Source organism: Halomonas koreensis, assembly GCF_031451675.1.
Taxonomy (GTDB): Bacteria; Pseudomonadota; Gammaproteobacteria; order Pseudomonadales; family Halomonadaceae; genus Halomonas; species Halomonas koreensis.
Genome location: NZ_JARWAK010000040.1, coordinates 1 through 502, shown reverse-complemented (window position 1 = coordinate 502; position 502 = coordinate 1). Strand labels below are relative to the sequence as shown.

General features: G+C 54.4%; 1 rRNA gene. It reads left to right on the top strand.

Annotated features, from left to right (window positions below):
- Positions 1 to 241: 241 nt before the first annotated feature.
- Positions 242 to 502: ribosomal RNA gene (locus QC818_RS18345) — 16S ribosomal RNA — on the top strand; the annotation flags it as partial.

The window sequence follows — 502 nt, the reverse complement described above, 5'->3', positions numbered from 1 at the left end:
AGGGTTGACACGACGCGCCGATCACGTAGAATACGCCTTCCTCGCAGGGCGCCGGGCAAGACGGCCAGTCTGGTCGGCACGGCAAAGCGAGATGCTCTTTAACAATCGATCAGGTAATTCATGTGGGCGCTTGTCGAGATGTCGGTGACCAGTCACTGAATATCAAGGCAAGCGACTCGTCAAACGAGACGTTTGAACCTTGAGCCAGGTTTGGTTCCGCCTTAGGAACTATCAAGCTTTTAAACTGAAGAGTTTGATCATGGCTCAGATTGAACGCTGGCGGCAGGCCTAACACATGCAAGTCGAGCGGAAACGATGGGAGCTTGCTCCCAGGCGTCGAGCGGCGGACGGGTGAGTAATGCATAGGAATCTGCCCGGTAGTGGGGGATAACCTGGGGAAACTCAGGCTAATACCGCATACGTCCTACGGGAGAAAGCAGGGGATCTTCGGACCTTGCGCTATCGGATGAGCCTATGTCGGATTAGCTAGTTGGTGAGGTAA